This is a genomic window from Ruegeria sp. HKCCD7296 (genome assembly GCF_013110775.1).
In the GTDB taxonomy this organism is placed as follows: Bacteria; Pseudomonadota; Alphaproteobacteria; order Rhodobacterales; family Rhodobacteraceae; genus Ruegeria.
This window is the reverse complement of record NZ_WVRF01000005.1, coordinates 39,983-56,145: the sequence shown is the minus strand read 5'-3', so window position 1 is coordinate 56,145 and position 16,163 is coordinate 39,983. Positions and strand designations below refer to the sequence as shown.

At 57.8% G+C, this 16,163-nt stretch carries 21 protein-coding genes and 1 other RNA gene; 12 read left to right on the top strand and 10 right to left on the bottom strand.

What is annotated here, in order from left to right; translation table 11 throughout:
* Positions 1-3: 3 nt before the first annotated feature.
* Both GS632_RS08885 and GS632_RS08880 read left to right on the top strand, forming a co-directional pair.
* Positions 4-213 (top strand): DUF1127 domain-containing protein, encoded by a 210-nt coding sequence (locus GS632_RS08885; RefSeq protein WP_171175509.1) that lies wholly within the window; start codon positions 4-6, stop codon positions 211-213.
* Between the two features lie 183 nt (positions 214-396).
* Positions 397-1,176 (top strand): Bax inhibitor-1/YccA family protein, encoded by a 780-nt coding sequence (locus GS632_RS08880; RefSeq protein WP_171175511.1) that lies wholly within the window; start codon positions 397-399, stop codon positions 1,174-1,176.
* A gap of 136 nt (positions 1,177-1,312) precedes the next feature.
* Here GS632_RS08880 and GS632_RS08875 read toward each other — a convergent pair whose 3' ends face one another.
* From GS632_RS08875 to GS632_RS08865, 3 genes are all read right to left on the bottom strand, one after another.
* Positions 1,313-1,819, bottom strand: coding sequence for a hypothetical protein (locus GS632_RS08875; RefSeq protein ID WP_171175513.1), 507 nt, complete (start codon positions 1,817-1,819; stop codon positions 1,313-1,315).
* A gap of 217 nt (positions 1,820-2,036) precedes the next feature.
* Positions 2,037-2,204 carry a 50S ribosomal protein L33 gene (gene rpmG, locus GS632_RS08870; protein WP_037309480.1) on the bottom strand — a complete coding sequence of 56 codons (168 nt, stop codon included), beginning with the start codon at positions 2,202-2,204 and terminating at the stop codon, positions 2,037-2,039.
* Between the two features lie 127 nt (positions 2,205-2,331).
* The gene (locus tag GS632_RS08865; protein ID WP_171175515.1) at positions 2,332-3,039 is read right to left on the bottom strand and encodes a DUF533 domain-containing protein; all 708 of its coding nucleotides are present in this window, start codon (positions 3,037-3,039) and stop codon (positions 2,332-2,334) included.
* 266 nt (positions 3,040-3,305) lie between these two features.
* On the opposite strand from GS632_RS08865, the gene GS632_RS08860 reads away from it, so the two are divergent.
* The 3 genes from GS632_RS08860 to GS632_RS08850 all read left to right on the top strand — a co-directional run bounded on the left by GS632_RS08860 (position 3,306) and on the right by GS632_RS08850 (position 5,197).
* Positions 3,306-3,941 (top strand): DUF1326 domain-containing protein, encoded by a 636-nt coding sequence (locus GS632_RS08860; protein WP_171175517.1) that lies wholly within the window; start codon positions 3,306-3,308, stop codon positions 3,939-3,941.
* 13 nt (positions 3,942-3,954) lie between these two features.
* A complete protein-coding gene (locus GS632_RS08855) occupies positions 3,955-4,797 on the top strand; it encodes a DUF2182 domain-containing protein (RefSeq protein ID WP_171175519.1) in 843 nt (280 codons plus the stop codon).
* 67 nt (positions 4,798-4,864) lie between these two features.
* The gene (locus GS632_RS08850) at positions 4,865-5,197 is read left to right on the top strand and encodes a GYD domain-containing protein (protein ID WP_171175521.1); all 333 of its coding nucleotides are present in this window, start codon (positions 4,865-4,867) and stop codon (positions 5,195-5,197) included.
* A gap of 6 nt (positions 5,198-5,203) precedes the next feature.
* On the opposite strand, the gene rnpB is transcribed toward GS632_RS08850, so the two are convergent.
* The 5 genes from rnpB to gatC all read right to left on the bottom strand — a co-directional run bounded on the left by rnpB (position 5,204) and on the right by gatC (position 8,909).
* Positions 5,204-5,597, bottom strand: an RNA gene (rnpB, locus tag GS632_RS08845) — RNase P RNA component class A.
* Between the two features lie 123 nt (positions 5,598-5,720).
* On the bottom strand, positions 5,721-6,404 hold the full coding sequence (locus GS632_RS08840) for an N-acetylmuramoyl-L-alanine amidase (RefSeq protein WP_348540105.1): 684 nt from the start codon (positions 6,402-6,404) through the stop codon (positions 5,721-5,723).
* Positions 6,388-7,092: a hypothetical protein gene (locus GS632_RS08835; protein WP_171175525.1), complete on the bottom strand. Its 705-nt coding sequence runs from the start codon at positions 7,090-7,092 to the stop codon at positions 6,388-6,390. Before GS632_RS08835 ends, GS632_RS08840 begins: the two co-directional genes overlap by 17 nt.
* Before the next feature lie 38 nt (positions 7,093-7,130).
* Complete coding sequence (gene gatA, locus GS632_RS08830) at positions 7,131-8,618, bottom strand: Asp-tRNA(Asn)/Glu-tRNA(Gln) amidotransferase subunit GatA (protein ID WP_171237200.1); 1,488 nt, start codon at positions 8,616-8,618, stop codon at positions 7,131-7,133.
* A gap of 3 nt (positions 8,619-8,621) precedes the next feature.
* Positions 8,622-8,909 (bottom strand): Asp-tRNA(Asn)/Glu-tRNA(Gln) amidotransferase subunit GatC, encoded by a 288-nt coding sequence (gatC, locus tag GS632_RS08825; protein WP_171092525.1) that lies wholly within the window; start codon positions 8,907-8,909, stop codon positions 8,622-8,624.
* A 229-nt stretch (positions 8,910-9,138) separates the two neighbouring features.
* On the opposite strand from gatC, the gene GS632_RS08820 reads away from it, so the two are divergent.
* Together GS632_RS08820 and GS632_RS08815 are read left to right on the top strand one after the other, a co-directional pair.
* Positions 9,139-9,297, top strand: a complete 159-nt coding sequence (locus GS632_RS08820) for a hypothetical protein (RefSeq protein ID WP_171092527.1) — start codon at positions 9,139-9,141, stop codon at positions 9,295-9,297.
* 152 nt (positions 9,298-9,449) lie between these two features.
* Positions 9,450-10,013, top strand: coding sequence for a DUF4202 domain-containing protein (locus tag GS632_RS08815; protein ID WP_171175528.1), 564 nt, complete (start codon positions 9,450-9,452; stop codon positions 10,011-10,013).
* A gap of 76 nt (positions 10,014-10,089) precedes the next feature.
* Here the strand turns inward: GS632_RS08815 and GS632_RS08810 are convergent, their stop codons facing one another.
* Positions 10,090-10,761: a ceramidase domain-containing protein gene (locus GS632_RS08810; RefSeq protein WP_171721759.1), complete on the bottom strand. Its 672-nt coding sequence runs from the start codon at positions 10,759-10,761 to the stop codon at positions 10,090-10,092.
* 60 nt (positions 10,762-10,821) lie between these two features.
* Here GS632_RS08810 and GS632_RS08805 point away from each other — a divergent pair, with 60 nt between their 5' ends.
* Positions 10,822-11,514, top strand: coding sequence for a metal-dependent hydrolase (locus GS632_RS08805; protein WP_171237199.1), 693 nt, complete (start codon positions 10,822-10,824; stop codon positions 11,512-11,514).
* Positions 11,515-11,522: 8 nt separating this feature from the next.
* Here GS632_RS08805 and GS632_RS08800 read toward each other — a convergent pair whose 3' ends face one another.
* Positions 11,523-11,987 carry a nucleoside deaminase gene (locus tag GS632_RS08800; protein WP_171175534.1) on the bottom strand — a complete coding sequence of 155 codons (465 nt, stop codon included), beginning with the start codon at positions 11,985-11,987 and terminating at the stop codon, positions 11,523-11,525.
* 61 nt (positions 11,988-12,048) lie between these two features.
* On the opposite strand from GS632_RS08800, the gene GS632_RS08795 reads away from it, so the two are divergent.
* The 4 genes from GS632_RS08795 to GS632_RS08780 all read left to right on the top strand — a co-directional run bounded on the left by GS632_RS08795 (position 12,049) and on the right by GS632_RS08780 (position 16,145).
* Positions 12,049-12,864 (top strand): pseudouridine synthase, encoded by an 816-nt coding sequence (locus tag GS632_RS08795; RefSeq protein WP_245223222.1) that lies wholly within the window; start codon positions 12,049-12,051, stop codon positions 12,862-12,864.
* A 175-nt stretch (positions 12,865-13,039) separates the two neighbouring features.
* The gene (locus GS632_RS08790) at positions 13,040-13,954 is read left to right on the top strand and encodes a 5-bromo-4-chloroindolyl phosphate hydrolysis family protein (protein ID WP_171175538.1); all 915 of its coding nucleotides are present in this window, start codon (positions 13,040-13,042) and stop codon (positions 13,952-13,954) included.
* Between the two features lie 30 nt (positions 13,955-13,984).
* Positions 13,985-15,175 carry a toxic anion resistance protein gene (locus GS632_RS08785; RefSeq protein WP_171175540.1) on the top strand — a complete coding sequence of 397 codons (1,191 nt, stop codon included), beginning with the start codon at positions 13,985-13,987 and terminating at the stop codon, positions 15,173-15,175.
* Complete coding sequence (locus GS632_RS08780; RefSeq protein ID WP_171237571.1) at positions 15,150-16,145, top strand: DUF2927 domain-containing protein; 996 nt, start codon at positions 15,150-15,152, stop codon at positions 16,143-16,145. Before GS632_RS08785 ends, GS632_RS08780 begins: the two co-directional genes overlap by 26 nt.
* Positions 16,146-16,163: the final 18 nt, after the last annotated feature.

Below are 16,163 nucleotides of genomic sequence, written 5' to 3'. Positions count from 1 at the left end.
ACCATGACCCAAGTTGCACTTCACACGACTTGCAAGCCAGCCAACCGGTCCCTGATGGTGGGAATCTTTCAGGCAATCGAACTGACCCGGCAACGCCGCGCTCTGGCGCACCTGGACGATGCCGCGCTTGAGGATATCGGAGTGACCCGCGCTGAAGCCTCTGCTGAGGCGCGCCGGTTCTTCTGGGACGCACCTGATTTTTGGAAAAGATAACTTCAAAACTCATATTTTGAAGGCGATGGGTGGTGTTTCATCTCCCGTCGCCAAATTTGTTGCGTGTTTTAGTCGGTTTTCATCCGGAATCTCTTGAAACATAGCCTCTAGTTGCCGATATTTACTGGGAAACCGCCCCGCACTCTCGGGGCGACTAAGATATTCGACAAGGGAGACCCTTTGATGGCACAATTCGACACGATCCGGACGGTATCCGGCGCGCGCGCCGCCGAGATTGACGAGGGCCTGCGCGCCCACATGAACAAAGTCTACGGCACAATGTCCGTAGGCATGCTGATTACAGCACTGGCGGCCTGGGCGATTGCAGGTCTGGCAGTAACCAGCGATCCGTCCAATGCCGTAGCACAGATCGGCGCTGATCGATATCTGACCAGCCTCGGTGGTGCGCTGTTCCTGTCGCCACTAAAGTGGGTTGTAATGTTCGCCCCTCTGGCCTTCATCTTCTTTGGCTGGGGCGCTTTGATGCGTCGTGGCTCGGCCGCAACCGTACAGCTGGGCTTCTTCGCCTTCGCAGCGGTCATGGGCGTATCCATGAGCTCGATCTTCATGGTCTTCACGCCCTACTCGATTGCGCAGACCTTCCTGGTGACTGCAATCGCCTTTGCCGGCCTCAGCCTTTACGGTTACACCACGAAGCGTAACCTCAGCGGTATGGGCACCTTCCTGATGATGGGTGTGATCGGTCTGCTGGTTGCAATGATCATCAACTTGTTCCTGCAGTCTGGCGTCATGATGCTGGCTATTTCCGCCATCGGCATCCTGATTTTTGCTGGTCTGACCGCGTTCTACACGCAGGACATCAAGAACACCTACGTCGCACATGCTGCGCATGGCGACCAGGAGTGGCTGGACAAGGCGGCCTTTGACGGCGCGCTGAGCTTGTACATCTCGTTCCTGAACATGTTCCAGTTCCTGCTCATGTTCATGGGCCAACAGGAATAACAGCTGCGAAAAGACAATGATTACAGGGCCGGTTTTCACCGGCCCTTTTCTTTGCTTCAACAAACAACTTCGGGTCGCAAGAAAACGAAAAACCCCGCCGGACCGGCGGGGTTTTATTAGTCGAGTCGAAACGTGATCAGCTACAGTTCAGCGGAACGGCGAAACCTGAACTCCGCTCGGAAGTTCCTTTGCGGAATACATTGCCAGAGGGAAGGCATCCGGTGAATCGTTCAGTCTCTTCCGCAAAGCCGACCCCTATCGAGTTATCGACTTTTACGCTGTTCGTAGATGTACGCAAAACGCCGAACAAAGTGCCGTTGACATTGACTGTACTGAGGAACAGGTCTGTGTCGCTGCCCTCTAGCTGAACAGCTGTATTTGGCGTCTGCCCACCGTTGTCGATTGCCACTGACGCGACTTTGGATGGGTCGGTCTCATCGACCCGCAGCGTTACAGTTGGAAGTTTCGCCAGCTCTGCAGGCACGTTGGTCGCATCTGGAAGAAAGGCAACGGCGCCCGGTACATCGGAGATCGTGCGTGGCTCCCCATCGATTCCGGTAAATCCGACACCTTCGCGGTTAAACGGATCTTCACAAGCCGCTAGGGTCAGGACGGCGATTGTGGACAACAAGATTTTTTTCATGGCGCTCAACATTTTGTGGCGGTTTGCTGAAGCGTACTTGCAGGTCGCCTAAAAAAGCAAGCCGCAGCCGATGCGATTGCATCACGCGCTGATGCGCCTCTGCAACGGACCCAGATCGATCTGGTCCAATCTACTCAGCAGAAGACGGCGATGCAGAATAGAAAAAGGGCTCTGCCTGACAGAGCCCTTTTAAAAAATGTCCACGTGGAACGGCAGATTACTTGATCTTGCCTTCCTTGTACTCGACATGCTTGCGAACGACCGGATCGTATTTACGAATGGTCATTTTCTCGGTCATGGTACGCGCGTTTTTCTTGGTCACGTAGAAGTGGCCCGTGCCCGCGGTCGAGTTCAGGCGGATCTTGATTGTCGTCGGCTTCGCCATGGTTGTCTCCTGCGTCCGAAAAGGCAGGGGCCTTTCGGTTGAATTCCTATGAGCGTGCGCTTTTACGCGCTGCACCGTCTATGTCAAGGCCAATCGGCCGATGCAGTCACAGGAATCCCACTCGGCGTTAGTCCGGCAGAGTTGGTGCGCCCATAAAGGTGTGAATCTGGTCCCGTTCCGCGTCTGAAAGACCCAGCGCAGTGGACAATTGCCGCAGGTATGACGCTTCACGCGCGTTATCCAGACGAATAGCCGCCAAAGACGTGGCGTAAATCTGCGCTCTCAGCGGCGCGCCAGAATCAGCCGCCAATCCCATGACATCAATCGGTGCGTTCAACTGCTCTTGTACAAACGCCCGTTCCTCGTCGCTGATGTCGTCGCCCAATTCACCCAGAATGATTTCTTTTTCGTGATCATCCAGCTCGCCATCTGCCTTGGCCGCCTGAATCATGGCGCGCAGCATCAGTTTGGCTTGTGCTTCCATCGCTGCGCCTGCAGGTGTGCCGCTGAACACCGTTTCCATCATATCACCGGCCTGCTGGTTGGCGGTTTTGGCAGCCCCTTGCATGGCGTTCAACAAGCCGCCCAAACCGGCGGCTCCGGCGGCACTGCCACCAAGTCCCATCTTGCCCATCATGTCCTGAAGTCCCGCTGCCCCCCCGGGCAAGCCAAACTGCTCGGCCATTTTGCCCAGCTGGTCCATGCCAAATCCTCCACCAGAGCCCTGCATCATGTCTTGCAAGCCCGCCATGCCGCCCATCTTCTGATACTTGTCCATACCCTTGGCCGCAGCAAACCCAATGGCCACAGACGCCAGCGTTTTCATAAAGCTCATAACCAACCTCCCGGATCAAAAAACTGCACCTCAAATCTAACATTTGAATGTAGTGACGAATACAGTGTTCAACCCCAACGCGACTAAGGCCTGCGATAAAGCCTAAAATGCACGACTAAACCGCCATCAAGTTTGTCCATATCACGGATTCGTGATACGGTCTCGCATCCAAGAAGCCGAATTCAGGCTCATAGCCGAGGCAGCATCAACAGGACCGGCCTGTGTTGAGCAGAGTTCTTTAATGCGACTTTTCTTGGGGGGCTATCATGACAGAATGGGTTATCCAGGCCGAGGAACTGGCCAATTGCAATTGCAACTTCGGCTGTCCTTGCCAGTTCAGCGTTCTGCCGTCTCATGGCAATTGCGAAGCGGTTGTGGTCTTTGACATCCATAGCGGCCACTATGGTGACACCGATCTGGGCGGCCTTCGGGCGGCAGGTGTTTATCATTGGCCAGGCCCGATTCATGAAGGCAACGGTCAGATGCAACTGATCATTGATGAAAGCGCCTCAGCCGGTCAGCGGGCCGCGTTGCAGGCGATCATGACCGGAGAAGACACCGACGAAATGGCCACGTTCTGGTACGTCTTCAGCGCGATGGCTCCGACCAAGCATGAAACCTTATTCGTACCGATCGAACTGGACTGGAGCCGGGAAGATCGCACTGGATATGCAAAAGTCACCGGTGTTTTCGACGTCGAGGTCAACCCGATACCCCACATCGTCTCTGGGGCGCCCCATCGGGCATCGATCCAATTGCCAAACGGATTTGAGTACCGCCACGCCGAGGCTGCCTCGGGCACGGCAAAAACCACCGGCAGCGAGATCAGCCTGACTTTAGATGCCACCCATGCCCACCTGGCACATCTGAACATCTCGGGTCACGGCGTATTGGGCGCATAGCTTTGGATGTCTCATGACCAAGCAGAAATCGTCAGGCCAAGCCGGGGCAGTTGAGCGGCTGTTGCGGCAGGACACTGTGATCGTTTTGAGCAGTGTTTTTCTGATCATTCTGTGTGCCGCATGGTACACGGTCGCCGGGGTTGGGATGAACATGTCCGCAATCGAGATGACGCGGATGGCTGGCCCGATAGGTGAGCCCATGACCATGGGCTCTGCCACGCCTTGGAGCACCGGTTATGCCCTGCTGATCTTTCTCATGTGGTGGGTCATGATGATCGCGATGATGACCCCAAGCGCTGCCCCTGCAGTGCTTTTGTTCACCGCGCTCAAACGCGTTGGTCCAGACAAAGAGCGCACCGCGACTTACGGCCTAAGCTTTCTGTCGGGCTATCTCGTGGCGTGGGGGGCTTTCAGTCTTGCCGCTACCGCTTTGCAATGGGGTTTAGAACTCATCGGCCTGTCTGACGGACCGATGATGACAATCCGATCCTGCATTTTTGCGGGGACCGTTCTGCTGGCCTCAGGCATCTACCAGTTTTCAGAATTGAAGACCGCGTGTCTGCGTCATTGCCAAAGCCCTGCCCGATTTTTGGCTGACCACAACCATCCCGGTCTTTTGGGGGCGTTCAGAACAGGCGGCCTGCACGGAACCTATTGCTTGGGATGCTGCTGGGCGCTGATGCTGCTTCTGTTCGTCGGCGGTATCATGAACCTCTACTGGATCGCCGGGATCGCCGCTTATGTGGCGCTTGAAAAATTGCTGCCCACTGCCCGCTGGCTGGTTCCGGTCTCGGGTGTGGCGCTGATTGGCGCAGGTGTTTGGTTGATCACTTCCACGTTTCTTAGCGGCAGCTGACACCAATCGGCCCCTGGGGCCAGCCGATGCAATGGCCCCAATTGATTGTCACAACACGGAGGTTTCAATGCCAATTTTCATTACTTATGCATCTTACTCGCAAGCTGGCGTCAAAGGCATGTTGCAGAAGCCCGAGAACCGCACCGGCCCAGTAAAAACCTTGCTCGAGAAAGTCGGCGGCAGGCTGTTGTCTTTTTACATGACAACGGGCGGCAACGACGTTGTTGTGATCAGCGAAGCCCCCGACGGAACCGACGCTGTGGCCGTAGGCATGGCTGTTGCGGCGTCGGGTGCGGTGACAAATGTCGAAACGGTCCGCGCCTGGACAGCTGACGAGTTTGTTTCAATTACTGAAAAAGCGGCCAGGCTGACCGGAGCGTACACACCGCCCGGAGGGTAAAGGAATACGCGCGGAGGGCCTGTAAGCCGGATCTTGTTCCAGGGTTGCCCCCTTCGATGACCATTCCTCTAGGCCGTGCATTGCTGCGCGGCTCAAGCTGCCAACCCGGTCCCTCTCGGCCAAGACGCGCTTAGCGGTGGTATCGGCAGACGCCGACCATCCCGCGCGGGGACCCTATTTGGCATTGCTCCCGGTGGGGCTTGCCGTGCCGCCCCTGTTGCCAGTGGCGCGGTGGGCTCTTACCCCACCGTTTCACCCTTACCACACACGTGTGGCGGTCTGATTTCTGTGGCGCTTTCCGTCGGGTTGCCCCGCCCGGGCGTTACCCGGCACCGTTGTCTTGTGGAGTCCGGACTTTCCTCTCGGGCCTTGCGACCCCAGCGGCCATCCGGCCCTCCGCGCCGGGGATGGGTAGGCTTTGCGCCCTGCGACGTCAAGAGTGGAAAGCGGGCAAAGGGGCCAGCCCCTTCTTGGCCTATGGCCAATTCAACCCCGAGGTATTTTTAGCCAGATGAAGAGCGGATCAGGTTACTGTGTCCGGCGGGGCGAGCACCTTCATATCCGCGGTTTCAAGCGAGCCACTTGCCCAGGGGCGAAATCGCAGCCGAACTGCCGCCAATAGTTCAACATCATCCACCGGGGCAGTGAAACCTGCCCGTCGCGCGGCGGCGCGGAATTCCCCCGGACTTGGTGAGGCTGACGCGATGTCTGGACCGCGTGGCTTTGCCAAAGCTTGCCGCTCTAGCCGTTGCCAATCAAAATGTGGACCGGGGTCTGATTTGCGGCCCGGAGCCATGTCGGAATGGCCGATCACACCCGATGCAGTGATCGACCAATTTTTCATAATCCGAGGCAGCAGGGCTTCGAGCGTCGTCATTTGTGGTTCGGAAAAGGGATGTGATCCTGTGTTGTCCAATTCGATCCCGATCGATCGCGAATTTATGTCGTCCTTGCCATCCCACTCCCCTGCCCCGGCGTGCCACGCGCGGTGCTCTTCGCGCACCATCTGCCAAAGCGTTCCATCATTGCCGATCAGGTAATGGGCTGAAACCTCGGCCTTCGGGTCACAGAGACGCTCCAGAGCTGCCTGCGCGCTGCCCATGGCTGTGTAATGAATCACGATCAAAGACGGCGTTAGACCGTCTCGGCGTTCGCCGAAGTTAGGCGACGGGTGCCAAATGGGTGAGAGTTCAGTTGTTGACGGCACTGCGGAACGGGCTTGGGTCCCAACCGCAGGCGTAGCCGTCCCCGTCGGGATCCAGCCCTTTGCGATCACGCTGTGGCCCGCCATTTGACAGGAACTCGATCTGTGCCTGATCGGGGGATGGGAATTGCGCGCAGTTCCTTTGAGCTTTTGCCTGCAGGTTAAAGCCTGCGCGGCTGTAGAGCTGCGTACCGACCGGGTTCGAGGTGCTAAGGGCGTATTGTACGATGTTGGGCTGACCGCTTGCGCTGCGCTCTGGCACGGCGGTCGGGGCCACAACTTCGTAGGTCTGGCGGTTTTGCTCGATCCGCGCGGCGTCGGATTCGATGCTGCGCCGTTCGGACACCGCCGCAAAGTCCTGCTCGTCGGAAATTGCGCTGTTGTTTGACGCTGGTGCCGCAGGCACAACGCCAGAGCCCTGCCCTGACGTGCTGGCCAAGGCTGCAGCGGCCTGATTGGCAATATCAGCGTTTTCACCGGTTGCGAAGCCTGCCGAACCGGGCGCGCCCAGCGGCTGCTGGGACACATCGACAGGAGCCAGCAGCGGGTTGCCTGCTGCGCCTTGCCCAGCCAACTGCGCCTCGCGCTGTGCCTGGTATTCGGGCGTATTGAACCCAGTGCTGGTCAGCGGCGCGACATCCGTACAGGCCGCAGCCAGTGTCAGGGCGGGGACCAAAAGCAAAACGCGCATCACTTGGCTCCGTATCTCGTGCTTTAGATGCCCGAGGCTTACCACCATTTCCCGGGCTTGGCCACAAAACCAACCGCGTTTTCCAGCGCATAGGCGGTGTTGAGCAGATCACCCTCTTCCCACGGGCGTCCGATCAGCTGCAGACCCAACGGAAGACCTTGTTTGTCGAGCCCTGCAGGCACTGAAATACCGGGCAAACCGGCCAGGTTCACGGTCACTGTAAAGACGTCGTTCAAATACATTTGAACGGGATCCGCCTCGGTCATTTCTCCCAGGCCAAAGGCCGCCGAGGGGGTTGCCGGGGTCAGGATGGCATCAACGCCTGCGGCGAATACATCCTCGAAGTCCTTTTTGATCAGGGTGCGTACGCGACGCGCACGGTTGTAGTAAGCATCGTAGAAACCTGCCGACAACACATAGGTACCGACCATCACACGACGCTGCACCTCGTGACCGAAACCTTCGGCGCGGGTTTTTTCGTACATCTCGGTGATGCCGTCGCCCTGTGCCAGCTGCGCGCGGTGACCATAGCGAACACCGTCATAGCGGGCCAGGTTCGAGGACGCCTCGGCCGGGGCAATCACATAATACGCAGGCAGTGCGTATTTGGTGTGCGGCAGCGAGATATCGACGATCTCGGCCCCAGCAGCTTTCAGCATCTCAGCCCCTTCGGCCCAGAGCTTTTCAATCTCGGTCGGCATGCCGTCCATGCGGTATTCCTTGGGGATACCGATCTTCTTTCCTTTGATATCGCCAGTCAGCATCGCCTCGAAATTCGGCACGGCCAACTCGGCGCTGGTGGAATCCTTGGGATCATGTCCGCACATCGCCTCAAGCATGATGGCCGCATCGCGCACATCTTTGGTCATCGGACCTGCCTGATCCAGCGAGGATGCAAACGCAACGATGCCCCAGCGCGAACAACGGCCATAGGTGGGTTTGATACCCGTGATGCCCACAAACGCGGCAGGCTGGCGGATCGAACCGCCCGTGTCGGTGCCGGTCGCGGCCAGACACAGATCTGCCGCAACGGCAGAGGCTGACCCGCCCGACGAACCACCGGGTGTCAGTTGTGCATCATCATTGCCACGGCGCCACGGGCTGACCGCATTGCCATAGACAGAGGTTTCGTTGGACGAGCCCATGGCGAATTCGTCCATGTTCAGCTTACCCAGCATCACCGCACCAGCATCAGCCAATTGCTGCGACACGGTAGATTCGTATTCAGGCTTGAAGCCTTCAAGAATACCCGACGCGGCTTGTGACGGCACGCCCTTGGTGCAGAACAGATCCTTGATACCAATCGGCAGGCCGCAGATGGACGGCGCATCGCCACCCTTGATCCGCTGGTCCGCTGCTTTGGCACGCTCCAGCGCGATTTCGGGCGTCTTATGGACAAAAGCGTTCAGCGCGTCGGCCTCATCAATGGCCTTCAGACAGGATTCGGTCAGCTCGACCGAGGTTACGTCACCTTTGCGCAGCGCGTCGCGGGCCTCGGCCAGGCCCAGTTTGTTCAGATCGCTCATGTCTTACTCCACCACTTTGGGGACTGCGAAGAACCCTTCGCGCGCGTCGGGGGCATTGGCCAGAACCTTGTCTTGCTGGTTGCCATCAGTCACTTCGTCCTGACGGCGCTTAAGGCGCATCGGCGTGACCGAAACCATCGGCTCGACCCCTTCGACATCCACTTCGTTCAGTTGCTCGATGAAACCCAGGATGGTGTTGAATTCGGATGCCAGCGCCGGCAGCGCGTCATCCTCGACCTTGATCCGGGCCAGTTTGGCCACTTTGGCGGCGGTGCTTTGGTCAATCGACATCGGCTTCCCTCATCTACGTTATGGGGCGTTTACCCGTCTGTTGCGGCAGTCGCAAGACCGCTGCGCCACGGGCAGGTCAGAGTTTCAAATTCCCGGTCTTTCACCTGCCATTCAAAACTGAATGAGGGATATACAAATAAGTAAACTGTTTAGTTCATTTTCGACCTTGAAAACTAAACTATTCTGTTCATTTTGAATTATGCGACACAACGCAAACCGGAGAAACAAAATGAAATCCCTGATCACAGCCGCAGTCTTGTCCGCCACGTTTTTGGCCGCACCGGCCATGGCTTTGGGTATCGACACAAGCAACCTGACACGCACGTTGACCTTCCCGTCCCCCGTCGCGGAACCCGTCACACAGGATCAGGTTAAACCTGCCAAATAAAGCGCAGGTCTCGGCCGGGTCAGATTTCCCCTCTCTGACCCGGCCCTTTGCATTTTCGAGGATGCATCTCCCATGGCGAGCCGTTAGCATGAGCGACACGACCAAAACGGCCGCGGGACTCTCGTGGCGCAGCTAAGCCAATGGAGCTAGAAATGAGCGCGCAAAAACAAGCGGTTCTGGACGCAATCGATGCAGCCAATGCACATGACCCCAACCTCGACGACGGCCGGCCCGAAGCGCAGCTTTACGGCGAACGCATGACCGCCGAGCTGGACCGTTTGTTTCCGAACGCCTCTGACGCCTTACGGATTGCGGCGCGTGGCCAACATGTAGAGAGGTGGAAACTCGCCCGCAGCGAATACCCAGAAGGCCGCGCAGGTTATCTGGCCTGGCGCAAGGCGCAGGCTGTGCACCACGCCGAGGTGGTCATGGGTTTGATGACGCGTGAAGGTTATGACGCTGAACAGGTCGAGGCCGCAGGACGCATGTTGCGCAAGCAAGGCATCAAGCGCGATGAAGAGGTGCAGGCGCTGGAAGATGTAATCTGCTTTGTGTTCCTGAAATGGTATTTCCAACCCTTTGCCGCAAAACGCTCGGCTGAGAAAATCCAGAGCATCGTTGAAAAGACTGCCCGTAAGATGTCATCCGACGGCCGTGCGCGGGTTTTGGCTGAGTTCGACCTGCCCGACCATCTGGCCGCCGCCTTTCAGGATTGAGTCAGGACCGACCTAAATACGGGGGCTGATACTCCTTGATTAGAGGATAGTTAAAAGGGATCGCCCCGCCCGGCTCTCAGGCTTTAAGACCTGCTGAAAAGCGGCCCCGTATCAGGGCCGCGCGATATACTTCGATCATCCAGCCCAGCATGATGGCGTTCAGGATGTGCCACATGAAATGCGTACCCAGTGGCCAGTGCCCGCAAACCGGCAAATCAAGTGCGCGGAACGTGATCGACAGGATCAAGATCAACGCTCCGATTGCCAACCCTTTGGCCAGGATTGGATCACGGCCCCGCAACAGGATCGCATAGATCAGAATCAACAACGGGACCGGCGCATAGGCCGCCGATCCGCCGAGCCCTGGAAAAAGCTGAAACAGTGGAACGGTCGCGGCAGCATAGGGAAAAAAGAGCATTGTTCCCCCAAGCGCGAACGGCGAAGACATCCGCCAGATGTCCCTGTTCACTGCAAAGATATAGACCAGAATGAACAGAAGGATCGGCACTATATCTGCCAACGCTGCCCAGGCCTGCGCAAGCGTGTGAAACAGATAGCTGCCGATTCCGATCATCGCCAAAAGCGCGACCAGAATCATGGCCAGCGGCATGTCCTGATTGCGCACCCGCCGCCCCATAAGCCAAGCAGAAATCAGAAAGGCGGCGTTTGTAATCGCATTGATTGGCTCGGCCCAATACTCCGGTGACAAACGTTCACAATAGCCATCAATTTCTCGAATCCAGTCCATGGAATTTTACATAGCCGATGCTAGGCTACTGCCAAGACACCATTTGGGAGGAAATTGGGAATGAATATTGTTTGGCTGGGACATGGCAGTTTTCGCATTGAAACGCAGGGGCAGGTTCTATTGATCGATCCCTGGCTGACCGGCAATCCGGTCTTGCCCGAAGATCAGCACGATGCCGCGCTGGACGGTGCGACTCATATCCTTCTGACTCATACACATTTTGATCATGTGGCTGATGTACTGCCCCTGGCCAAACATCTGAAAATCCCCGTTGTCGGGCAATATGACCTGATGGGGTATTGGAGCGAAGCCGAAGGAATAGAAACGATAGGCTTCAACAAGGGCGGCACAGTCAACCTGAACGGGGTCATGGTGACAATGGTCCCGGCCTCTCATAGTTCTACCTTTTCAACGCCCGACGGTTTGCGCACCGGCGGTAGTGAGGTCGGCTTTATGATCGCTGCTGAGGAAAAAATGCTCTATGCCTCCGGCGACACAGACATCATGGCTGACATGGATTGGATGGGGGATTACTACAAACCCGATATCGGGATCCTTTCAGCTGGCGGGCATTTTACCATGGACATGAAGGCCACCGCCTATGCCGCCAAGCGATACTTCAATTTCAAGACGGTTATTCCGTGCCACTACAAGACCTTCCCGATCCTCGAACAGTCTGCACAGGTGCTGGTCGACGAGCTTCCGGGTGTCGATGTGATCGAGCCAGAGGTGATGCAGCCCATCAAACTGTAGGCTGGGCTTCAGTCCGGCACGTCCTTGCGGCGGGATGCAAAGAAGTCTTTCAAAAGCGCCGCTGCGTCTTCACTGGCGATCCCGTCATAGACTTCGGGCACATGATGCGCCTGCGGGTGCGAAAACACGCGCGCGCCGTGGGCCACTCCGCCCGACTTGGGGTCAGCCGCGCCGTAGTAGATTCGCCGGATGCGCGCGGCCGCCAAGGCCGCGGCGCACATCGCACAGGGTTCCAGCGTCACGTATAGATCATGTTCTGGCAGCCGCTCAGACCCCGCCTTTGCACAGGCCTCGCGCAGAGCCAAGATTTCTGCATGGGCCGTTGGATCATTCAACTCGCGCGTCCGGTTCCCAGCCGCAGCCACGACCTTTCCGTCTGGACCAACCAGAACTGCCCCCACGGGCACCTCGCCGCGATCTGCTGCTGCGCGCGCCTCGGCCAGGGCTTGCTCCATATGCGATTTGAACACCATGCCCCTGACTGCATCAGAAACCTGCCTTTCGCAAGCGCGCCGGATGGGTTATGGGCCTGACATGAACAAGACCCCTCCTCCCGGCGACCGGATCGCCAAAGTCCTGGCCCGTGCTGGCATCGCATCGCGGCGTGAGGCTGAGCGCATGATCGAAGCAGGTCGTGTGGCCGTGAATGGCAAGACCATCAACAGCCCTGCCCTGAACGTCACGGCAAAAGACAAGATCGTTGTTGATGGCAAGCCCGTCTCGGAACCGGAACCCTCGCGCCTGTGGCTGTATCACAAGCCTGCGGGATTGGTGACAACCACGCGCGACGAAAAAGGCCGCGAAACGATTTTCGACAAGCTACCCGAAGACATGCCACGGGTGATGAGCGTCGGGCGACTGGACCTGAACTCCGAAGGCTTGCTGTTGCTGACCAATGATGGCGGGATCAAGCGCAAGCTTGAACTGCCCTCGACCGGTTGGCTGCGCAAATATCGCGTGCGGGTGAATGGCCGACCGAAAGATGAAGATTTCGAGCCACTGCGCAAAGGGCTGGTGATCGAAGGAGAGCGGTTTCAGCCGATGACCGTTACACTTGACCGCCAGCAAGGGGCTAATGCCTGGCTGACCATTGGCCTTCGGGAAGGCAAGAACCGCGAAATCCGCCGTGCGATGGAAGATATCGGGTTCACAGTAAACCGCCTTTTGCGCGTGTCTTACGGTCCGTTCCAGTTGGGCGATCTGAAACAGGGTGAAGTGGAAGAGGTGCGTCGCCGAGTGATGCGTGAACAACTTGGGCTGGACGCAGACGCGAAACCAGATGCTGCACCCAAGCGCCCGGCGCGACCGCAAAGAAAACGGGCACCGATCGGCAAGAAACCTCGCAAGTGATGCAGGTTCGTCAACCTTCCCCCTAGCGCTAAGCCCGCGCATCCCCTAAATTTTCAGGGAATGGTGCTGTTTGGGGGGCGTGATGTCCGGAAGCGGAGTGCAAAAACTCGCCTACGCTGTTTTGTTGCTGCTATTGCTTGGTGTCTGCACCGGCCTGCTCGGGGGGCTGTAGTCCATGGCAAAGCGGTTTGGCGGCAAGTACAGCCCGCAGGGCGATACCTCAGACGATACACCTGTGCCACGTGGACAGTTTGACGGTGCACGGGTCGAGCCCGCTGGTGCCCGTGCCAATCTTCTGTTTCTTCCGGCCATTCCTTTGGTGTTTTTGTCGCTGAACGATGGCGCGATCGGCATGACCATCGGTCTGATCGCAGCTGGTATCCTGACAGCTGCCGCGTTCCTGCTGCGCGAAGGTTTGCGGGCCGAAGCCGCGTATAACGCCCGAAAGACCGCCCGACGGCCTGCTTTTCCGCGCAAGATATTTGCCAGCATTCTAACGGGCCTGGGTGCAGGGCTAGCCACATACAGGACCGAGTTTCTGGATGCAGAAACTGCGGCACAAGCCAGCTTGTTGGCCCCGGTGCTTTTTGGAGTGGCGGCTACCGTTTTGCACTCGGTCTCATTCGGCATTGATCCGATGAAGGATAAGGGCATGGAAGGGATCGACACCTTTCAGCAGGATCGCGTGGCCCGCGTCGTCGACGATGCCGAGAAACATCTGTCTGAGATGACGGACGCCATCAAACGCGCGGGTGACCGCAGGGTCGAAGCCCGCGTCGAACGGTTTCAGGACACTGCGCGGGACTTGTTCCGCACAGTCGAAGAAGACCCCCGCGATCTGGCCGGTGCCAGAAAGTACCTGACCGTGTATTTGCAGGGCGCACGGGACGCGACCGTCAAGTTTGCGGACGTCTACGCCCGAACCCGCGATGCGCAGGCGCTTGCGGATTACTCTGCTTTGCTGGACGATCTGGAACAGAATTTCGCCGCGCGTACGCGCAAAATGCTATTGGATGACCGCAGTGATCTGACGGTTGAAATTGACGTGTTGCGCGAAAGACTGCAGCGCGAAGGCGTCCGGTTGGACTGACCGGCCATTATCTGAGCGAGGAACATACCCATGTCCGATGAGATCAAGAACAAGGCAGTTCAGGCTGAAACTCTGGTGCAGGAAGTCACCGCCGTTGCCTTGCCTGAACCGCAGGCCGAGGTCGTGTCGCTGGAAGACGCCGACGAACCCGTCAGTGCAGAAATCCGCAAGCGGATGGATGAAATCGACATTGGCAATACCAACTCGATCGTGTCTTTTGGGTCATCTGCACAGGCCGAGTTGCAGGAAATCAGTCAGGCGATGCTGGCGGATGTGCGCAACAAGGATGTGGGCCCCGCCGGAGACAGCCTGCGCAATATCGTCACCACGATCCGTGGCTTCTCGGTCAGTGAACTGGACGTGCGCCGCGAACGCAGCTGGTGGGAAAAACTGCTGGGCAAGGCCGCGCCTTTTGCCAAATTCACCGCTCAGTACGAAGAAGTTCAGGGCCAGATCGACCGTATCACCGACGATCTTCTGGGCCATGAGCATACCCTGCTGAAAGACATCAAATCGCTTGATCTGCTGTATGAAAAGACGTTGGACTTCTACGACGAACTGGCGCTTTACATCGCTGCAGGCGAGGAAAAGCTGACCGAACTGGACAGCCACGACATTCCGGAAAAAGAGGCCGAGGTAGAGGCCGCGCCCGAAGATCAACAGGTCATGAAAGCGCAAGAGCTGCGCGACATGCGCGCCGCACGGGACGATCTGGAACGCCGTGTTCATGATCTGAAACTGACCCGCCAGGTTACGATGCAGTCGCTGCCATCGATCCGTTTGGTACAGGAAAACGACAAGTCGCTGGTGACCAAGATCAACTCGACCCTGGTCAACACAGTTCCTCTGTGGGAAACCCAGCTGGCGCAAGCTGTCACCATCCAGCGCAGCGCCGAAGCTGCCGCCGCCGTGCGTGACGCCAACGATCTGACAAACGAACTGCTGACCTCGAACGCGGCGAATCTTCGCGAATCCAACAAGATGATCCGCGAGGAAATGGAGCGCGGCGTGTTCGACATTGAAGCCGTCAAGCAGGCCAATGCTGACCTGATCGGGACCATCAACGAAAGTCTTGCAATTGCAGATGAAGGCAAGGCCAAACGCGCTGCGGCCGAAGTTGAACTGCAAAAGATGGAAGCCGAACTACGCGACACTTTGGCCTCTGCCAAAGCGCGCCAGGACGGTGTTGGTGACAATGCCGGCACTGCAGTTCCCGGCTAAAGGCAGGATCGGTGTGCGGCACTTCAATTCTCTGAAACTTGCGTTGGGTGTGACTTCGGTTTTGGCGTTGGCCAATTGCGATGAAACCCTTACATCTACTGTTGCGCCGCAGCCTCGCCCGGAACCCGCACCGACGGCGGCGAATGCGTATGTACCACCCTCGGCAGCCAGTCAGGATCTGGCGCGGTTTTACCAGCGCGTTGAACGTGACCTTCTGGTTCGGGGGCTGTTGCGTACAGACGGCGGCGGACCGGACACGCCTTATGATGCGGACGATTTGGCCCGGAATTTCGAAGCAATCGCGTTCTACAGCGAATATCCGACGCAGAGTGTTTCGATTGGTTCACGCCAGACGGACGGGCAGCTGAGCCGTTGGTCGGGGCCCGTTCGTATCCAGACCGAGTTTGGCCCCTCGGTTTTGCCCGAAACACGAACACAGGATGCGGAACAGGTTCGGGTGTTTGCGGGTCGTCTGGCCGGATTGACCCAGCACCCGATATCGGTTGTATCGCGAAACGCCAATTTCCATGTCTTTTTCGCAGGCAAGGACGACAGCGCCTATGTCGCGTCCCGCCTGAAGCAATTGATCCCGAATATCAGCCAGGCTTCGCTGGATCTGGTCGCCAACCCACGCGCCAATTTCGACTGTCTGGTCTTTGCGTCTGCGACCAAGGCGTCGCCCTACAAATATGTGCGCGCGGTTGCATTGATCCGCGCTGAACTGACGGACCTGGTGCGCCGTAGCTGCATTCACGAGGAAATCGCCCAGGGGCTTGGCCTGTCCAATGACAGCCCGGCGGCGCGGCCTTCGATTTTTAACGATGATGATGAGTTTGCATTGCTGACCAGCCATGACGAGAAACTGCTGACGATGCTGTATGACCAGCGATTGCAGCCCGGTGTGGGCGTGGATGAAGCACGCCCTGTCGTACGTATTATTGCGCGTGAATTGATGGGGCAGCCGCTCTGACCCCAAGGACAGGAGAAC